The 15,495-nt window shown below is 45.8% G+C and carries 9 protein-coding genes; 1 reads left to right on the forward strand and 8 read right to left on the reverse strand.

Translation table 11 applies throughout. The features are described from left to right. Window positions 1-232: 232 nt before the first annotated feature. Both IRQ95_RS06385 and IRQ95_RS06390 read right to left on the reverse strand, forming a co-directional pair. Window positions 233-3,280 (reverse strand): efflux RND transporter permease subunit, encoded by a 3,048-nt coding sequence (locus IRQ95_RS06385; protein WP_194436163.1) that lies wholly within the window; start codon window positions 3,278-3,280, stop codon window positions 233-235. Continuing rightward, a complete protein-coding gene (locus IRQ95_RS06390) occupies window positions 3,280-4,389 on the reverse strand; it encodes an efflux RND transporter periplasmic adaptor subunit (RefSeq protein ID WP_194436164.1) in 1,110 nt (369 codons plus the stop codon). The genes IRQ95_RS06385 and IRQ95_RS06390 overlap by 1 nt, the downstream gene beginning before the upstream one ends. 175 nt (window positions 4,390-4,564) lie before the next feature. Here IRQ95_RS06390 and IRQ95_RS06395 point away from each other — a divergent pair, with 175 nt between their 5' ends. Next, window positions 4,565-5,164, forward strand: a complete 600-nt coding sequence (locus IRQ95_RS06395) for a TetR/AcrR family transcriptional regulator (RefSeq protein ID WP_194436165.1) — start codon at window positions 4,565-4,567, stop codon at window positions 5,162-5,164. A gap of 85 nt (window positions 5,165-5,249) precedes the next feature. On the opposite strand, the gene IRQ95_RS06400 is transcribed toward IRQ95_RS06395, so the two are convergent. The 6 genes from IRQ95_RS06400 to IRQ95_RS06425 form a co-directional block, all read right to left on the reverse strand. Further along, complete coding sequence (locus IRQ95_RS06400) at window positions 5,250-12,107, reverse strand: GEVED domain-containing protein (RefSeq protein ID WP_194436166.1); 6,858 nt, start codon at window positions 12,105-12,107, stop codon at window positions 5,250-5,252. Beyond that, complete coding sequence (locus IRQ95_RS06405; RefSeq protein ID WP_194436167.1) at window positions 12,104-12,493, reverse strand: MSHA biogenesis protein MshP; 390 nt, start codon at window positions 12,491-12,493, stop codon at window positions 12,104-12,106. The genes IRQ95_RS06400 and IRQ95_RS06405 overlap by 4 nt, the downstream gene beginning before the upstream one ends. Then, entirely contained in the window at window positions 12,468-13,268 is an 801-nt protein-coding gene (locus IRQ95_RS06410) for a PilW family protein (RefSeq protein WP_194436168.1), read from the reverse strand. Before IRQ95_RS06410 ends, IRQ95_RS06405 begins: the two co-directional genes overlap by 26 nt. Then, window positions 13,268-13,792, reverse strand: coding sequence for a type IV pilus modification PilV family protein (locus IRQ95_RS06415; RefSeq protein ID WP_194436169.1), 525 nt, complete (start codon window positions 13,790-13,792; stop codon window positions 13,268-13,270). The genes IRQ95_RS06410 and IRQ95_RS06415 overlap by 1 nt, the downstream gene beginning before the upstream one ends. Continuing rightward, window positions 13,779-14,279, reverse strand: coding sequence for a pilus assembly FimT family protein (locus IRQ95_RS06420; RefSeq protein WP_194436170.1), 501 nt, complete (start codon window positions 14,277-14,279; stop codon window positions 13,779-13,781). Before IRQ95_RS06420 ends, IRQ95_RS06415 begins: the two co-directional genes overlap by 14 nt. 232 nt (window positions 14,280-14,511) lie before the next feature. Beyond that, a complete protein-coding gene (locus tag IRQ95_RS06425; protein ID WP_194436171.1) occupies window positions 14,512-15,456 on the reverse strand; it encodes a glutathione S-transferase family protein in 945 nt (314 codons plus the stop codon). Window positions 15,457-15,495: the final 39 nt, after the last annotated feature.

Below are 15,495 nucleotides of genomic sequence, written 5' to 3' on the forward strand. Positions count from 1 at the left end.
GGTCAGCTAATTGCGCAAGGAAAATCACTTAGAACTAGGCGCAGATTGCCGCTAACTAGTTATTCTAATTGCAAAATCTGCAACAACGTTATCAGCGATTTTAATCAGCAAGAATGATCAAAGACTTATGCTGATTGGTATTAGCTTTGCTTCGGCTAAATAACAAATATCAGATAAGAAAAAGCCACCGCAAATGCGGTGGCTTCTCTTTTTCCGTCTGTCCCGATAAGGTTTATTGCTCTACTTTGACTCTAAAAAAGAGAGCATAAAATAACGGAATGACCACCAAAGTGAGGATGGTTGCGAATAGCAAACCAAACATAATGGTGACCGCCATACTCTTAAAGAACGGGTCAATAAGTAGCGGAGCCACACCCAAGATGGTCGTCAATGCCCCCAGTAGAACTGGGCGCGCGCGGCTCGTCGCCGCATCGATAATCGCAAAGTACGGCAGTTTACCTTGCGCTATCTCAACATCGGCTTGATCCACTAGCACGATGGCATTTTTCACCATCATACCGATCAAGCTGAGGAAGCCTAAAATTGCCATAAACTCAAATGGCGTTTGGAATACAATCAAGCCAACGGTCACGCCAATCACTGCTAGTGGTGCTGTTAGCCAAATCACCAACGGCTGGCGAATCGCGTTAAACATAAAGATCACCGACAAAATCATCGCCGCAAAACCGTATGGCGCTGAGATCACTAGGCCTTCATTGGCATCTTTAGATGCTTTGTATTCACCGTACCAAATCAGCTCATAACCTGGTGGCAACTCAATCGCCTCAATCTTGTCACGTACATTATTGAACGCATCTGCAGTCAACACTCCGGGTGCCGGGTCAGCTTGTACCAAAATCGTTGGCATACGGTCGATACGACGTAAAATCGCGTCTTGCCATACCACATCGACGGAATCAACTAACTGACTGACTGGGATGAAACCACCAGCGGTAGCGCTATATGCTTCGGTGTTTTCAACCGCACGCTGATGATCACGCTCATTTTCTGGTGCTCGCACGACGATTGGGATCAAATCATCACCCTCGCGGTATACACCAACATTACGACCAGACAACGTTTGTGCAATGGCTTGGTTAATCTCTTGCGTAGTCAAACCAAAGCGCTGCGCTTTTTCTGCTGAATAAACCGGACGCAACACTGGCACTTGCTGGCGCCAATCATCTTGAATCGCGATCAGGTTACTGTCAGCGTGCATAATCGCTTTAGCTTGCTCCGCAAGTTGACGTAGCACTTGGCTATCAGGGCCTTTAAAACCGGCTTCAATCTTCTTACCGCCCCCGCGACCTAGCATGAATTTCCATACTTTGATCGACGCTTCTGGGTATTTCACTGACAACTCATCTTGCAGTTCAACCAATAATGGCGCGATTTTCTTGTAGTCATCAATATCAATCAGTAGCTGACCATAGCTGGTGTTACGCGCTTCTGGTGCGTAAGTCAGCATAAAACGTAGACCGCCGCCACCGATAAAACTGGTGATATTGGTGATGCCTTCTTTCGCTTTTACGTCTTTCTCAATCGCCGCGATATAACGCTCAGTACGGCTGATATCCGAGCCTTGCGGCAAGTAGACATCGACAACAAATTGCGGACGCTGAGAGTCCGGCATAAAGCCCGGTGGCACGTAACGCAGACCATAAATAGCCGCAACCATCAAACCAAAGATCGCCACTAAGCTAATCATGCGATTACGTAGTACCCAAGCGAGCAACGCTTTGTACATGGTCATCATACGACCCGGCTTAATCTCGCCTTTGGTCGCTTTCACTTTCAGGAAGTCAAAGCAGAGCATTGGTGTCACTGTCACCGCAAACACCCAGCTTAAGAACATTGAGTAAAGGATTACCCAAAATAGCGAGCCGGCGTATTCACCCATATCCGAAGGAGATAGACCAATCGCACTGAACGCAAAGATACCTACAACCGTACCACCCAGTAGCGGCCACTTAGTTGCATCCACCACTTCAGAAACAATCGTTTCTTTGTCTTCGTCTGGGTTTTGCTGCAAACGCACCAAAATGCCATCTGTCACTACAATGGCGTTGTCCACCAGCATACCGAGCGCAATAATCAGAGCACCCAGCGAGATACGCTGCATAGCAATATCTTCAATGAACATAATGCACAAGGTGCCAGCAACGGTTAGTAGCAACACGAAGCCGATAATCACCCCTGAACGTACACCCATAAACATCAACAGCACGATAAATACGATCGCCACTGCGGCAATCAAGTTATCGATAAAGTTCGCCACCGATGCACGTACTGAATCCGACTGAATTGAAATTTCATGCAGTTCCATACCGAGTGGGCGCTGAGCATCTAATTCGGCTAAACGCGCTTTAACCGCGTCGCCCATCTCAACCACGTTACCACCGGTCACGTTTGAGATACCAAAACCGACCGCGCGCTGACCGTTATAACGCATCAACATGCTCGCAGGCTCTTGGTAACCACGTGTTACGTTAGCAATATCGCCAAGACGCATGACTTGGTTGTCTTGTCCTACACCAATTTGCAGGTTACGTAAGTCATCAAATGAACGAATGTTCGAGCTTGGGATCACCGGTATACGCATATCTCGCGTATCGATTGAGCCAGCAACTGTGACTACGTTTTGCTTTTGTAGTACTTGGAAAACTTGTTGTGCAGAAACCCCAAAGCTTGCCAAACGCTCACTCGAAATCTCGACAAAAATTGTCTCTTGCTGCTCGGCCAAAGTGGCGGTCTTTGCGACACCCGGCACCAACACCAATTCGCGGCGCAAGGTATCAACGTAATCTTGTAACTGCTTATCGGTGAAACCTTCGCCCGTCACGGCATAAAACAGCGCGTATACATCAGCAAAGTCATCATTGACGATCGAAGGACCTGCCCCTGGAGGCAATTGCCGCTGCGCATCGGAGACTTTGCGGCGTAGCTTATCCCATACCTGCTGCAGATCCGCTGAGCTCTTGGCAAATTCCAGCTTGATCTCTACCGTTACCTCGGACATGCCCTGCTTAGAAACCGACTTCACTTCCTTGAGTTCTTGCAGCGATTGCACTGCCCCCTCAATCACATCGGTCACTTCATCAGACACTTCTTGCGCCGTTGCGCCCGCATAAGGCGTGTTGATCACCGCCTGACGGATAACAAACTCAGGGTCCTCAAATCGACCCAATTTTAGGTAGCTGATGTAGCCACCTAGCAAGATTAGCGCAATCAATACCCAAACGCTGGTGCGCTTGGCAATCGTATAACGAGCTAAGTTCATTATTGAGCTCCGTTGTTACCATTGGTCATAGGACGGATTTCCATGCCTTCCTGCAAACTCGACATACCGGCAATCACTACCTGCTCGCCCGCTTTTAAGTTGTCTTTAATCACCACGCGATCGCGACTTAACGCCCCGACTTCTACGTAACGTTTCTCGACTTTATTGCCTGAACCGACAACCCATACATACTGTTTACCTTGGTTATCAGGGATAACCGCAATAATTGGTAGCGTGATGGTTGTCGCGAGCGCTTGATCTTCTACTTCCGCAGGAATCACTTTTGCCGTCATACCCGGTAACACTCGATAGCCATCAAGGTTCTCAAAGCCGAGTACAACCGCATAGGTTTGGCTGACAGGATCAGCCTGAGTCGCGTAGGTTCTTAACTTAAGATCAAACAAATGGTTAGGAATCGCGCTCACTTCAGCTTTGGCTTCTGTTCCCGCAACAGACGACAACATCACGCTATCAGGGATGTAAATCACCACCTCTAGATCATCAAGATCATGCAGAATAAACACCGGTGCATTAGCTTGAACTTGGACAAAGTTATCAACAAATCGGCGACCAATAATGCCATCAAATGGGGCTTTAATTTCGGTGTAATCTAGCTGACGCTGAGCTTCATCACGACGGTTTTTAGCTAGATTGTAGCGAGTGGTAATTTCATCAAGTTGGCTTTTCGAGATCGCTTTGCTCTTCTCGTAAATCGCTTTAGCGCGCTGGTATTCCACTTCAACGTTCGACAGTTCAAGCTTTGCTGATGCCAAAGCTGTTTGGGCATCACGTGAGTCTAAACGCGCCAATACTTGGCCTTTGATCACACGATCGCCTTCATTGACTAATAACTCATTGATCAGACCGCCAACGCGGAATGACAAATCCGCCCTTTCTGCGGCTCGAACCACACCATTAAAACTGAGGCTGTCACTACGGCTTGCCGCAACAACTTCTGTCAAAGCAGGTTTTACAACTGGGGCAGTTTCGGTAGGCACAGTCGCCTCTTCACCACAGCCAACTAATGATAAACTAGCAACAGATAAACCAATCGCTAGCGCGAGTTTATTCAATGCAATTTTTGCAGATGATTTGTGCGCCTGTTTCACAGTAATCTCCAATTGGGACCTGACATATTGACCCGATATATAAACGAGAAGACAAAGCAAAAACTAAGTCTATTTTTGCGGATTCTATTTCAGCTTTTCAAAAAAGTAAACTCATAAGTTTACCTACCAATAAAGTGTTGTTACACTAATGCTATAGAATACTAGGAGTACCAACATGACACGCTCGGAACAGAAGCGAATCGCAATTATTGACGCTGCAAAACAAGAATTTATAGAAAATGGATTTTTAGCCGCGAATATGAATAACATTAGTACGGCAGCGGAAGTTTCGAAGCGCACTTTGTACCGACATTTTGAAAGTAAAGAACTGCTGTTTGAAGCAGTACTTGCTGAAATCCAAGAGAACAGTATCCGCAATCGCGATTATCCATTTGATCCAAATCTCCCTATGGACGAACAGCTTAAAAAAGTGACGTACTTAGAGATCGATGTCATGTATCAAACCTACGGTATAGCCCTTTCTCGCACTATTATTATGGAATTCTTCCGTCAGCCTGAGCTCGCCAAAAGCATGACGCAAAAGCTATATCGAACGCGTGCGGTGAGCCACTGGTTTGAGCAAGCATTGGCGGCAAATAAACTTCAAGCGTCGGATGTGAATACCATAACCAATGTCTATGTCAGTATTTTCCAAGGCCTCTTGTTTTGGCCACAAGTACTCGATTTACTGCCTCTGCCAGAAGGCGAACTGCTCGATCAAAAGGTGGATACGATTGTAACTACCGTTTTACGTGCTTTTGCCCCACAGAATTAATCGAATATACCCAGTAACCTCAAGGTGCTTGGGTATAGCCCAGACCTTCCAGTTAGCAAAAAGCCCCATCAGGGGCTTTTTGCAGTTAGTTATAGCGCTCTTTAATGTAAATCACATTGTTCGAACCACCCGACACACCAAACGTTGCGAGTGCTTTCGGTGGCTGCCAAAAACTACTTGGCTGATTACATTGACTTGGAATCGCCGTGCTGACATCGCTATCAATCTCCCAGCAATACCCCAACCATTTTTCCACACCCTCACTGAATGTCATCGGAACCACCGCATGGCCTGGCGCATTGGCACCAACGTCGACCCTACCTTTACCATCACTAATGTTGTTAATTTCCATCGAACCTGACATCAATACGGGTTTAGCCTCTCCAGTAACCGCTGACTCAGTAACAATATCTGCCGCATCAGGCAATTGAGCCTCACCTGAGCTGCCAATCTGAGTAGATTGGTCCCAATCATTTAATTCAAATCGGTTGTTGTTCCAGTACTGAGTTTCGATTGCCATTGGCATCAATTGATCAATGGGTCCCGAGGCATTTTCAATCACTAAACGACCAAAGCGAACATCAATCGGCTCACCGAGCGAAATATCCTTTGCTGCAAAGTCTTCACTAGTATCGCCTTGTTCATAAATCGGTATAGCAACGCTCGAAATGTTATCTTCAACGTTCGCGTTCAACACCACATTAGACAATTCTTGCTTGCAAACGACATCGCGGTAGAACTGATTTGGCTGACGATCCAACTGCCACTCACCCTCACTCCAGTGACCAATGAACACATCCGATTCCATATCGTCATCAACCAATAAGACTTGATTGCATGCGGGTAACTCACCGCTACCATAATCAAAACTCAAACTTGCAAGAGCTGGATTCTCAGCCTGTTTAAGTATTGAACCATCGTAAAAACTTAAGCGGCTATCATTGGCACTTTTTGCCTCTAGCATAAAGCTGACATCCACATCAGGCTTACCAAAATAGGTCCAAGGCTCACCGGCATGATTCATTGGAACCTGATAACGGCGCGTCATTAAATAGTGATCAGGATAAAAATATCCCACAACATCATGATTGGCTAAATCGCTCACCTTGCTAGTATCAAGGAAACTATCGAGGCCAACTTTGCCACGGAAGCTGTCGACAACCCAAGTCGTTCTCAATGAACCGACGTTGTCGTACTCAAAGCGGTTAAGCAGTAGCCCTTGATTGAAAGTACGTTCAAATCCATTCGGCGTGGAGAGTTTCGGTACCGCGCTCACTTGACTCTCAGGAACCGTAATTGCCGCACTATAGCCCTTGCCACCCGCTGAAAGTTGCGCGTCAAAGTTTTGCGTTATCTCACCGGTTTTATTCACCCCGGCCACTTCCACCATAAATGGCGCCCCCGCAGAAACAAAAGCGGTCGAGCCTTGTTGACTGATCACGCTAGTATCATCGGCTTTATAGTTCTGACGCACAACAAGTGCATAAGGGGTGAAGACTTCTTCAAACGTTGCACTCTTCTCTTCACCTTCTGTTGGCGTGTACTTCGCCGATAGGATCATTTCACCCGCTTCAGAGTATTTCGCTGGCAATACTTCACTTACGCCATTGGAAAAAGAGATTGTGCGTTTTTCACCAGCCGCTTTAAGTGCCGCACCTTTTAGTGCTAAATTGCCCAACTCCTTTTCTGTGCCTTTGTCGAAACCGAAGGTAAAGGTTTTGTCCCCTTGGTAATCCGGATCGACACTACACTGAACTTGGTCTGCTAACGCGACTTTCCGAACCAACTGAATCTGAAACTCTTCTCCGGCTTTGTAGTACTTCGGTGCTTGATACGGCGTTATTTTGAACCCTTCTTTGGTAAAACGCGCACCGGCACTTGCCGACCCAATATCAATCGCATGGGCGGTTAGAACGATATCTTTAAGCTCGGAATCGGTTGCGACCCAAATCGAACGAGTTAGGTTGCTACCTTTACTGAACAAAATGGTTTTACCCGCATTGCAGTGAGTTTGAGAACTTGCATTGCCTCGCTCAAACACAGAGGCGTTGAACCAACAACCTGCTGGCGGATTGTTAAAGTTGAGCTCGACATTGATATCTTCCGATAGCTGATCACCATCAACATCTAATTTAACCTGATACTCTGCCGCCTCACAGGTAAGCGGTGAACTTGGCGCACTGACTTGTACCCCCTTAACCGGATTGCCTATTTCAAAGCTATGGTCTTCCACTTCGCCCGAACCCGCTTCACCATAAGGGCTGGTCACCAGTTCATGGGCATAACGAACGCGAATATAACCGCGACTAGCAAAGCTAGTTGGAGTTGAAGGAACAACCATTGGTCTACTTAGATCAAGTCTATTCCACTGCGCGTTATTGCCCCAGTTAACCCAAGCTGACGCTTGGCCACCACCACGTTTATCCAGATCTATCTTGTACGATCGACCAGGAATTAGTGGCTCTTTCGCCAAATTAACTGCGCTATTTGACGCACTATCTCGGATAGTGACACCATCATCGGATAGATCTGATGCAGCTTCAACATCATGCCCAGGACCAATATCAGCCGACCAACTGTCACCCAACTTTACAAACTCAGATGAGCCTAAGTGACGCGCCGGATTACCATTTTCAAGTATTTCCGGTACATCACCATAATCAGCATGAATCGCACAGCCACCCGCATCATTACTCGACGTTGAACGGTCACCCCCCTTTAGCTCGAAACGTATTTCTTGCTTAGCAATATCAATCGAATAGAGTGCCGTGGTTGGTGTTTCTTGCTCAAAACTGTCACGCTCACCATTTTGATCCAAATCATGAATACCACCATTGGTCATGGCAAACATGATGCCCCCTTTATTGATGCCTAAACCACCGACACCTAACTTTCCGTCGCTGTCCGCTACCGGCCATACAGGATTAGCGACATCGTTATTAGAGTTAAGCTTTAAAGTCAGCGGTAAACGACGATAGCTGCCAGCAGGTTCTGATTGGGAGACATCCTTTATCGCGATACGATACAGCGCTCGTAGATCTCTCGACAATGCATAAACGTATCCGCTATCCGTATCTTTTAGGTTAAAAGCAAAATCGGCACTCCATGGCGTGCTTTGACCAATCGGAATATCAAGCTGAATGGTATCGAATAACCCCGTGGCCAAATCAATCCTTACCAGCGTATGCCACGAGCCTCTACCTATCACCATGTAACGGCCATCTGGCGTTACATCACCTGAGTTAGCAGAGCCGAGGCGGCGTTGGCCATCAGTGGCATTCTTTTTGGTATCTAAAACATCATTTTGATTAAATTTATAGTACTTACCATTTCTATCTCTAATGACGACGTTATCGCGCGCAGATCGAATTGCTGATAAATGAATAAACTCAGCTGCGGGTGAACGACGTTGATCGGCGACGAACAGGTGCATTTCGCAACCCGAACGACTGCCGTAGGCACAGCTATATTGACTATCAGAACCAACGCCATAAGTCAGGCCATCACTTTGACTTAAGCCAACCACTTTTATTTCATCAGTCGCCAGTGAAGAGTTGATTGGCTCAATGCTTAATTCGCCGCCACTTGCTACCCATTTAGCATATTGATATGCACCATTTTTGTCTGGTGCTTTTACTTGAACAAAGCCGTCACATCGGCCTGGCTCTGGCATCAAATCATGGTTGATGATATAGACTAAATGGTCTTCAACCTCACCATCTTCTGAATCTTGATTCGATTGAGATAACGCGATACGCAAAAAAGTTTGGTTGATACGAGATGCCCAATCTTTACTGCCTGTCCAACTTAAAGTCACCAATTGGGACGTCGGTTTTGATTGAATAGTGAGTGGCGTCGCGAGCTCATCATTATCCATCTTTCCGTTGCCATCGAAATCTATCCAAGCTTTTAATAAAGCGGGTTTTCCCGTTGAATTAAAGACAGTGATATCACTAATCTCAACATCTTGATAACGAGTAACCATAACAGGCCCACTAAATGTTAACTCATCACTAAATCCATGCTGGTCGTCACCTTTGGCATATTCTGAACTTTGAGCGATACGCTCTACGTCGGGCGCTTCATCGCCAATATAGAGATTCGGCACGACGTGATAGCCCACATCAAGCTCTTGACTGTAACGACTCGGTAAATCACCGTAATCATAACCAATTTCACAACCAAATTTGGCATTATCAAGGATGTTACCAGCAGAACTTGTTAACGGTTTATTGGCTTTAAAAGCAATACGAGTGACGAACTGATCTGCAGGAACCGTGTAAACACCGGTATGGTTGACCCATCGATCTTGCCCATCAATAGTCTGGTCGACGACGAGATCACTGTTCGGGCTACCAAATAACAACGATATTTGATCGTTCTCTCGACTATTGGGAACCGTGCGGTTGGAGTAATCAAAAGACCAGCGAATCTTATCTCCCGGCTTGGTCACAATATCTTGGTACATCATGGTTGGGTTATAGACGTTAATCTCAGCCACATGCTCTGTACCATCGAAAGATGCGCGGTTCACATAATAGTTGTATCGGTTAAATTCGATATGGTTTCGGCGCGCTTGTGGTGGCGTATAATCTTGTGGATTAGCTTTGGGATCGAGCTGCTGCACAGACCAACCGGCAACCGAGCTTTCCGGTGTATCCCAACTGTTATGATCGCGCTCTGTGTAAAAGTGCTCAAACGAGCCGTTTTGCAGCCCAGCTTCACAGCCGGCTACCTCCAATGACGGTGCAGCAAGCCAAACTTGGTAGTCTTCAACTTCTCCATCAGGTGCGAGTCCCGTCGGTTCAGTAATCGCGTCTCTGTCCGTGGAATAACGCACGCGCAAGAAGCTCTCGCCATGTACATCATAAGCAGAAAGATAAATATTATTGATTAGGTTATCGCCTTTATTTACCGCTACTCCATCAACAATTTTTTCCGATACGAATTGACGGTTTCGCTCAAACCCTTGCCAACTGCCATCTTGATTTTTATCTAACCAAATAGAGACATAACCGGCTTTAGAAGCTCTTACACCAATCTGATTAGCAACGCGCTGTTCACGACCATTTGGATCTAGATATCCCGTCATCAACACTCGCATTGATGATTGATTGACACCACTGGTATTGGGATTGATCGTGATGCCATCATCCTCTTCTTCTGCCGTCGCATAGCGAGATGGCTGACCATCGGGTTCCGTGTCAACGTGAAATGCGCAATCATTCGCTCCCAAAGGCAGAAGGCAGGTATCCGCTACGACAACGTGACGGGCCCCATTATCGCTTTTAAGTACTGGATAACGAGCCTCATCCCAGCCAGTAAGTAGATCTTGATTTGGCGCATCACCATAGTCATAGTTGCCACCGCCACCAGCGGTCACAGTTTGACCCATTTCTGAAGTGTTACCACATTTATCGATGGTAATGGACGTAATTAGATCCCCTTCTTTGAAGCGAGAAGTATCCAAACGACAACCATCAATCTGGCCACTGTTGTCTAAACGGCAACTTCCTAAAAACGCCGTACCTTCAAGGGTGTGATTACTCGCTTTACCGTCGGCTTTATAGAGCTCCACCGTGAGATCATCGAGATTCTGATCACACAAAGCATAGTGAGCGTTGATATCATTAAGTGTTACGCTACCCTCCGCGGTGCCTTGGGTTGAAACACTTTGTAAGATTGGATAGTCAATACCACGGTTACTGATAGAACCCGACCAAAGGTATTGCTGATCATTCGGAGAATGGTGACCAATCATTTGCGTCATGCGCAAGTCAATCGCCAAACCACTTGTATTAGAGAAAGTATTTTGACTAATTCGGTTGTTAAAGCCTTCGTAAATTCGCACAGCGGAAGCAACAGGGTAAGCATTGCCTGCGATCTCTCCACCCGTACCGGTGTCATAAAACGCGTTATTTTCTATCGTGTTATTTGAACCGCTATAGACAAACAGTGCGGCGTCCTCGAATGGCGCCGTTTCATAGTTAACGGTATCATTGAATATATTACGCGAGATAGTGTTGTCATCACTCCTTTCAAGTTTGAGGCCTGAATCTCGAGTATGGTTGAAGCTATTGTCAACAATTTCAATCTTGTCACTTCTATTCAAATAAATAGCGTCAACAAAGTAACTCCAATTAATTCCAGCAACGCGAATATTGTCGCTATTCGCTATTTCAATACCAAATTCATCATCTAACGGGTTCGTGCGGCCATTACGAATGTTCAACGGGCGGCCATTACCAAGCAAAACCCTCGCATCAATATAAGTACGACTGACGTCATCAACATGCAGAGGTGATTGCAATACAATGTCATTCACTTGATTCTTGAATATGGCGTTGTCGACACCAAAGGTATGGTGCTCTTGACGCAGGTACTCTTTACGAATGTAAGTGTTGTGACGACCTGTGGTTAAGTGCGCTGTATTGATCAGAAACTGGCGCAGTGTACCCACACCAGAGTCATGATGGTTACTCACTACGCTGTAGCTAAAACCGATACTGGCATCAACATCATGCCCTCTAACGACCACTTCACGCTCATACTTCTCACTCACCGATGGATAAACACGCACAGGTAAACATGGGTTGCAATCACCACGCTCCGAGTACAGATCACCATCTAAGTCTTGCGACCCAGTGCCGCGCCCCGGTAAATCCAGTCGGTAAGTCCCATTAGGAATGTCATCAAAATCAAAATAACCATCATGTCCGGTAGAAGTGACATAAACGTAATGAGGGGACGTTGTTCGCGTCAATCGAACTTTTATTGACTTACGAGACATCGCCGACATCCCATAAGCTGGGTTGAACTCATGAGGAACGCCACCATAATTGTAGTGTTCAAATACAAAGCCTCGCACGTCACCATCACTATCCGCCAATGTACTCGATGAAAAAAGCAACGCTAAAACAAATAAAATCCAACTGTTTTTCATGGCCTTACCTCTACTTCAAATCGACGGCTAACACGATACGCTTGCTCGGAGCATATTGCGGTGGATGTGACGACCGTTGCATCACCATTTGGCACACATGACGCCTCTATTTTGCAACTTGGAAACGCAGCAAGATGATAGCTTGGCAGACAAGTATTCGAACGAGCTCCTTCTACAGGCACTAACTCATAAACCAGACGTTCAGCGAGAGAACGAGACGCCCAATAGGCTCTGGTGCTCAAAATCTCGTAGGTGTTGGCTTGGGCTGATTGCTTATTCATATTGATCAACTGCGCGGCAAAGAACGTCCCGATTACCATCACAAAAAGAATGACGATTAAGGCACTGCCCTGCTGAGTTTTACTGGCCATTGAGAACTTGCGCATTTTGCATAAACTCCACAGATTCTTTGCCATTATTGACCACCAGTGAAAATCGTAGATTCACGGTACTTGAGTAGGTTCCATTGAATCCAAGCGAAAAAACATCTTGTGCTTGCATCAATCCTTTCGCCATTGGCACCGAAGGCCGAGAATTTGCCACTCCAAGGCCAGCAAAAGAAAGGTCATAACTCGGGAAGTAACTCAGCTGCCCATTTTTCACGCACATCTGGCGAGCAAAAGGTTGATAGATAAACAATCGATTGGATGGTGTTAGGGGTAGGCGTGTTAGCCCTTCCTTAACCGTGATGGAATTGTTGCTATAAGACTTAAGCGTATAGATTTGTCTTTCCTGATTTGCACCGGAATAAAGATCAGTTGCAGCACGTGGATAGATGCTGACTAAACAGGGTTTATTCGGATCATTCAAGCATACCGATAATTCATTACCCAATGGGTGCGCTAAAGGAAACTCTGTTTCAGTGGCATTACTATTAAGTACCACTTGCTCCGGTACAAACTCACCAACATAAAGTAGAGGAAGGTATTCAAGGCAACTACCACTGTCCAATACTCTTGGGCTAAGTGGCACTGTATTCGCAAGTTCTCTAGCAAAGCGTGCCAGCGCAAAACGAGCTTCTTCTAATGCTTCCAAACGATACTTATTTTCTACAAATATCGAACTGCTCAGCAAACCGAAATTCATTAGCCCTATTGAGACAATACCTAAGATGGTAATGCTCACCACCATTTCAATCAGAGTAAACCCTTTGATTTTCATCAGTAGTTACTCCGAAACGCATTGAAAACTAGGGGCTCACCGTTTACACCACGCTGAATAGCAACGGTCACTTTTTTCATCGGTGTAGGCGCACTATTTTCAGGTAACGCTTCAAAATCATCATTGGCATAGCGCACCGTTACCGTGGCAAGAAAGCCATCAAATGGCCCACTGGTACCCAAGCCAAAGTCAGCAATCGACAAAGCTTGCCCTTTTGTATCGTAATCGTCGAAATCATCACGAGCAGTCTCACCAATCTCTAGACCTAATTGCGCAGTGCAGGCTAAGGCAACACTTCCACACCGCTCAACGTGACTGATGTTCACTTCATCAAACTCTCGCGAGTACATTTCTTGTAATAACCAAGTCGCCACTTGTGAAGCGCGTTGCTGTGTGAGTGCATCTGCAGTTTGCTTGGATGCGGGGGCAAGTAGAGACGAAAAAGCCAACATCAAAAAGCCTGCGAGGGTGATGGCCATAACGTTCTCAATCAGAGTGAAGCCTTTGACTTTAGTCACAACCATCAACGTAGCCCTCGTTGTAAATCACTATTTCTTTATTGCTACCTTGCAGGTTATCAATATTGATCTTGATAGTTTGCGTGCCAGTACCATCCGAAGTGATACTGCGGCCTAATGAGTCAAACGTCACTTGTTGTGCTGCAAAACGAATACCACGCTTTACATCGGCATCGCTAATTTCGACCAAATTGCTGCATCGAGAACCTACGCAATCCAGTGATTGATTAAGGGCCAGAGTATCGTTTTTCCACTCAATATTGGTTGGGTTCACAATCACCATATAAGGTGAAGTAGAAGTCACATCGTTCATCGCTTGTGTTTGCACACGACGAATCGCTGATTTAGCGGCAGCACAATACGCTGGTACGGTAAAACCAGAAAAAGAGGGGAATTTCGTGTACGCAACAACCCCCAATACAGAAAGCAGGATAACGGTTGCGACCAACTCCACTAGAGTAAAACCAGCGTGGTAACGCTTAGATGGCAGCATGAGCAAGCAATTGAGTTTTTTGGTATTTTAATTAGTCTTTTCGTCTCAATTGTAACTCTATTAAAAAACACTTACATGTTATTTTTGGAAAGGATTCACATTTTAAAGATATTTCATTCATTAAATAAACAAAATTGTGGTTTGAGTAATGTTTTCAAATTGTTAAAAGAATTGAAGGCATATTTTTTAGTGGTAAACAAAAGCCTCGCAATGGCGAGGCTTTCTAGTCAATTTAAATGTGGTTTCTTTGATGGGGTGAATCTAGGTCCAACTCAGGACCGAGAGGGACCACTTGAGTTGGGTTGATACCGGTATGGCTAAAGTAATAGTGGCGTTTAATATGATAGAAATCGGTTGTCTGACGGATCCCTTCTATTTGATAGAGCTCTTTTAAGTAACCTTGCAAGTGGAGATAATCCGCAATTCGCTGCTTATTGCATTTAAAATGCCCAACATAAACGGCGTCAAAACGCACTAACGTGGTGAACAAACGCCAGTCAGCTTCGGTAATTTCATTACCTGCAAGAAAACGATGGGTCTCAAGATGACGCTCTACTCTATCCAATGCCGCAAACAAGTTTTCATAGGCTTCTTCATACGCTTCTTGAGAAGTGGCAAAACCGCAGCGGTAAACGCCATTGTTAATGTTAGGGTAGATAAAGTCGTTCCACTCATCGATTAGCGAACGCAAGTGCTCAGGGTAAAAATCAAGATTATTATCCGTCAGTTGGTTGAACTCACTGTTGAACATACGAATAATTTCAGAAGACTCATTGCTGACGATTGTGTTGTGCTTTTTATCCCACAAGACCGGCACCGTGACTCTACCAGTGTAATCGCCTTTCGCTTGAGTATAAATTTGATGCAGGCGCTTGTGACCAAACAGTGGTTCAGGTAAGCCCATTTGCCAGCCTTCAGCAAGCATATCAGGACACACTACTGTCACATCAATATGCTCTTCAAGCCCCTTAAGGGAGCGAAAAATCAAAGTGCGGTGTGCCCACGGGCAAGCTAAAGAAACGTAGAGGTGATAGCGCCCACTCTCAGGCTGAAACTTGGCATCTGGTTTATTTTCAATCCAATCACGAAAACCCGCGTCTTCACGCACAAACTTGCCACCACTGGTTTTCGTTTCATACCAAACATCGTGCCATACGCCGTCAACTAACTTGCCCATAACCGTCTCCCCTTAAGTGTTTTGATTAGTATAAAGGCT

The sequence above is a fragment of the Vibrio fluminensis genome, assembly GCF_015278125.1.
GTDB classification, from domain to species: domain Bacteria; phylum Pseudomonadota; class Gammaproteobacteria; order Enterobacterales; family Vibrionaceae; genus Vibrio; species Vibrio fluminensis.